At 26.2% G+C, this 3,205-nt stretch carries 2 protein-coding genes and 1 pseudogene; 1 reads left to right on the top strand and 2 read right to left on the bottom strand.

What is annotated here, in order from left to right:
- Positions 1–281 precede the first annotated feature (281 nt).
- On the bottom strand, positions 282–704 hold the full coding sequence (locus MBFIL_RS03620) for a signal peptidase I (protein WP_066971597.1): 423 nt from the start codon (positions 702–704) through the stop codon (positions 282–284).
- Between the two features lie 513 nt (positions 705–1,217).
- On the bottom strand, positions 1,218–2,447 hold the full coding sequence (locus MBFIL_RS03615; RefSeq protein WP_066971595.1) for a metal-dependent hydrolase family protein: 1,230 nt from the start codon (positions 2,445–2,447) through the stop codon (positions 1,218–1,220).
- A gap of 513 nt (positions 2,448–2,960) precedes the next feature.
- On the opposite strand from MBFIL_RS03615, the pseudogene MBFIL_RS03610 reads away from it, so the two are divergent.
- A pseudogene (locus tag MBFIL_RS03610) lies at positions 2,961–3,205 on the top strand (hypothetical protein); the annotation flags it as partial.

Raw genomic sequence — 3,205 nt, 5'->3', positions numbered from 1 at the left:
TAAAATAGAATTTTATTAAATATTCACGTTTATTTTTATAATATTATTTATTATAATTCTATAAATATAATTTTAAGTTAATTAACAAAATTTAAAAACTTAGATTTTTGAATTGTTGCACAGCCTTTTAGAAAAAATAAATATTTTAAAACCTAAAAAATGTTTTACTAATTAAAAGCTTTAAATAATGAAGACTTTTAAGATAATGATTAAGTAAGAAATAATTAAATAATGGTATATTTAATGTTATAATATCTAGTTAATAGTTATAATTATCCTAATTAAAGACCTTTAAGAAGTAGTGTTATATATCCTACTTTCGGGATTATTACAGGATTATTATAAATTGTCAGAACTTTTTCTGTTATCTGTTCGGGTCTTACAAGAACAGGATCTGCCGTTGGATTATTGTCTCCTTTAATCGTGTAATATGTAGTTCCATTAACTTCTGTCACATTTATAATACGGTGTATAACTGGATTAGGGAACCATTCAGCATTATAAACAACGATATCATCAACTTTTAAGGTGTCTGGATCGAATTCGTTCATTCCTAAGAAATTAACTTTTTCAACTACCACAATATCTCCCCTGTACAAAACAGGCTCCATACTTCCTGAAACAACAACATTCATATGTTCAGCAGCTACTAGTCCTATAATAATTATTATAACATAAGCTAGTATTTCCTTTTTACTTGTCATTAAAACACCTTAATTCACGATTTTAATTTATAAATATGTATGATAAGTTTAAGTATTTGTAATATAAAATCCATTAATAAAATAATAATTAAATAGCTAATGGATAAATTAAATAAGTATTTATCATGGAGTATTTAATCATTGAAGATAAAATATAATTAATATTATAATAATAACACTGAGCATAATGTTAGATTTTTATTATAATATTTTTAAGATATATTATATATATTTCTTATATTATTTAATATTATTCATTGAAATTTATTAAAATACTAATTTTAAAAAATTAAAAATATTCTTAAATATTTTTTACTTCAATGAGTTTTAATAAATTCAAGTTAAATTTATAAATATTCAAGCAAAGTTTAAATAAGATAATATTAATATAATATAACTACAGGGTTCATAATTTTTAATTTACATATAAATTAGTAAGTGCAGACTTAAGAGGTTTATCCCTCTTTACTTTCTATTTTCTTAATAAATTTTTAGTTTAGCTAACTATTTTAGTTAAATATTAGATTTTACAATTTTTCCGTCTTGCATAACCATTAATATATTATCTGGATTTTGAAGTTTAGAAATACTATCTCTTGGATCTATATTTGTTAAAACAATATCAGCTATTTTTCCTTTTTCAATAGAACCTATTTCATTTTCAAGTTCTAAACATTTTGCTGATTCGATAGTTCCTGCTCTGATTGTTTCAAGTGGATCCATTCCCATTTTATGTAAATAGTTAAGTTCTGCTAGATTTTTACCATGTTCATGAACCCCACTATCGGTTCCCATAACCATTTTCACACCTTGATTATATGCCATTTCCATGTTTTCTTGATGGACTTTACCTACTTCTAAGGCTTTTGGAATTTTATCAGGAGGTAATTCCCTATTTTTAGCTTGTTTAATTTGAGCTTTAATAACAGAGAAGGTTGGAACAAGGAAAATACCCTTTTCAGCTATTTTTTCAGCGGATTTCTTATCCACGAATGTTCCATGTTCGATTGAGTGAACCTTAGCCTTTATTGATGTTTTTATCCCTCCTAAACCATGACAATGCGTTACTACTTTACGATTACCCATTCTTTTTGCTTCATCAACAATAGCTTTTAATTCTTTAACATTAAATTGTATGTCCTCAGGAGCATCATTTGCACTAACAACACCTCCAGTTGCCATTACTTTAACAAAATCAGCTCGAGCTCGCAATACTTCCCTTGTTTTAGCTATTGCTCCTTCAACACCATCACAAACTGGATGTGGAAATCCTGGATAGGTAACTATCATATCATGTCCAGAATTAAGGTACAAATCAAAGTGTCCTCCAGTGATTGAAAGAGGTATCACTGAAATTTGAAATTTAGGTGATTTAATTATTTTATTCTCGGCCGCTCGTTTAATACCAACATCGGCTAAACCACAATCCCGAGCAGTAGTCACCCCCGCTTCCAATGTAACTTTCATGTTTTTGATTCCTTTACAAAAGTAATAAGACAATGGATCATTCATATAATCCACATTCAAAAAACCATTAGCCATGATATGAACATGAGCATCAATAAAACCAGGCAATAAGAAATTATCATTCCCATCAATGATTTTATCATAGTTTGATGGATTTTTAGACATATCCTCGATAGCTATTATCTTGTCATCTTTAATAGCTATTGATGTGTTTTCTAATACCTCATCTCCACATGCAGTTACGACATTCACATTTTTAATTAAAATAGAACTCATTTAAATCTCCATTTCTTATTAATCATTTTAAAATAATAATAATAATAATAATAATATGTTTAAGTAATACTAAGTATTTGAAATAAACTTCTAAAAACGAGAAATAAGAGATTCTCTAAATTTTCGTCCTGAAATAAAAGTTTAAGAAAATCAAAGATTTTCTAACTTAACAAGTTAAGTTTGATCAAAAGCTATTTCCAAAAATAAACCATTTTAAGCATAAGAAATGCTTTTATTAATATGGAAATATTTTAAAATAACATTAATTTATATGTTATTAAAAGTATGTATTAAATTTTATTAAATTTGAATTCTACAAAATTTGAATTAATATGATTTAAAAACTGTGGATTAATTATTATTGAAAATAATTATGAATTTTTTTGAATTTTTTTTAAAATTAATTGGCTGTGCAATAATTATTTTTTGATTCTTTTTAGTTATGCTTAGTTTTAAATATTATGGGGTGTAATATATTATTAATGTTTTTTAGTTTTTGTTGAGTTGGTGTTTATGGTTTTGCATGAAGATAGTATTGGTCAGGTGTTTTTACTTCCTTTGAATTTGAGGGACTTTATTCCAGATAATCATATTTGTTTTTTTATTGAGGAATTGGTTAGTCGGTATGATTTTGGTGATTTGCATTCTAAATATGCGGATACTCCAGGTAAGAAAGCTTATTCTAGGAGAATGCTTGCTAGAAATATTCTTATGGGTCAGATTGATGGTATAAGGTCTGGTCGTAAACTTGAAAAGGC

This window comes from Methanobrevibacter filiformis (assembly GCF_001639265.1).
Classification (GTDB): domain Archaea; phylum Methanobacteriota; class Methanobacteria; order Methanobacteriales; family Methanobacteriaceae; genus Methanacia; species Methanacia filiformis.
This window is presented reverse-complemented; position numbering and strand designations above follow the sequence as displayed.

Coding starts and splice junctions, on each gene's coding strand:
- MBFIL_RS03615 (WP_066971595.1), bottom strand. CDS start 2,447: ATGAGTTCTATTTTAATTAAAAATGTGAATGTCGTAACTGCATGTGGA.
- MBFIL_RS03620 (WP_066971597.1), bottom strand. CDS start 704: ATGACAAGTAAAAAGGAAATACTAGCTTATGTTATAATAATTATTATA.